Genomic DNA, 1,527 nt, shown 5'->3' with positions numbered 1-1,527 from the left:
AATTCTGTTGAAAAAGTCGCTCTTGAAATAATCATGGCTTCCTGATTCAGTCGTCATCAGTCAAGGAGTGTCGGCAGATGATGGGTGAGCGAACCGGGGTACAGGAAACTTTGTTTTATGGGTTCAGCCTGGAGCAGCATGTACCAGACAATCACCTGCTTCGATCCATTGACCGGCTGATTGATCTCTCCGGAATTCGAGAACACCTTCGCCCATTTTACAGCACAATGGGGCGCCCCTCGATTGATCCGGAACTCCTCATTCGGATGCTGTTAATTGGCTACTGCATGGGCATCCGTTCCGAACGGCGTCTGTGCGAAGAAGTGCATCTGAACCTCGCCTATCGGTGGTTCTGCCAGTTGGGTCTGGATGGGACTGTTCCTGATCACTCCACATTTTCAAAAAACCGACATGGTCGTTTCCGTGAGAGCAACCTTCTGCGTGAAGTGTTCGAGTTGACCGTCCGGCGCTGTATCGAGACGGGTCTGGTTGGTGGGGAAGGTTTTGCCGTCGATGCCAGCCTGATCCAGGCCGATGCCAATCGACGACTGGCTGTTCCGGGAGATGAAGGCCTTCCTCCTGATGCGGTAGGGCGTGCCGTAAAAGAATATCTTGCCGTTCTTGACGATGCCGCATTCGGTGCATCGACACCTGTTGTCCCTAAAAGATTATCTCCTACAGATCCTGCGGCACGGTATTCTGCAGCCACGCCCAATCAGGCGTTCTTTTCATACAGCACCAATTATCTGATCGATCTCAGGCATGCTGTTATTGTCGATGTGGAGGCCACGACATCGGTGCGTCAGGCGGAAGTCACAGCACAGCGTCGCATGATTGAACGGGTACAGCAGACCTTTGGCTTATGGCCTGAACGTCTGGCTGCAGATGGTGCTTATGGAGATGCGGCCAACCTCGCATGGCTGGTAGAGGAGAAAGGGGTCGAACCGCATATTCCTGTGTTTGATAAATCAGCCCGCAACGATGGGACGTTTGCACGGTCTGATTTCACATTCGATCATGAGAATGACTTTTATACCTGCCCGGGCGGTCATCAACTCCGGGCATCCAATCGGAATTTCACAACACCCCGTTCCCGTGTCGATAAGGATGGCTTCATTCGTTATCGAGCCCGTGTGAAGGATTGCAGTGGGTGTGAATTCCGGCAGCGCTGCACACCCAATACACCCGCTCGCAAGATCATGCGGTCCGTGCATGAAGGTGCTCGCGATATGGCGCGGGACATCGCCCAGACCGATGCTTACGTGACATCACGAAGACAGAGGAAAAAAGTTGAGATGCTGTTCGCGCATCTCAAACGCATACTCAAACTGGATCGACTGCGATTACGAGGCCCAAATGGCGCCAGAGATGAGTTCCTTCTCGCAGCAACCGCCCAGAACCTGCGTAAAATGGCAAAGCTGATGCCAGCCATCTCCCTCCAGAGGGCCACCTGAAGGAGACAGCCGCATCAAACTTATCACAAACCCAGATCCGCCCGACACAGCAAGCGACTTTTTCAACAGAATT

General features: G+C 53.0%; 1 protein-coding gene. It reads left to right on the top strand.

Annotated elements, in window-relative coordinates:
• Positions 1 to 77: 77 nt before the first annotated feature.
• Positions 78 to 1,454 carry an IS1182 family transposase gene (locus PY793_RS14075; RefSeq protein ID WP_275178612.1) on the top strand — a complete coding sequence of 459 codons (1,377 nt, stop codon included), beginning with the start codon at positions 78 to 80 and terminating at the stop codon, positions 1,452 to 1,454.
• Positions 1,455 to 1,527: the final 73 nt, after the last annotated feature.

It is taken from the genome of Acetobacter fabarum (genome assembly GCF_029069195.1).
GTDB lineage: Bacteria > Pseudomonadota > Alphaproteobacteria > Acetobacterales > Acetobacteraceae > Acetobacter > Acetobacter fabarum_A.
The sequence above is the reverse complement of the archived record's forward strand: the minus strand, read 5'-3'. Positions and strand labels throughout refer to the sequence as shown.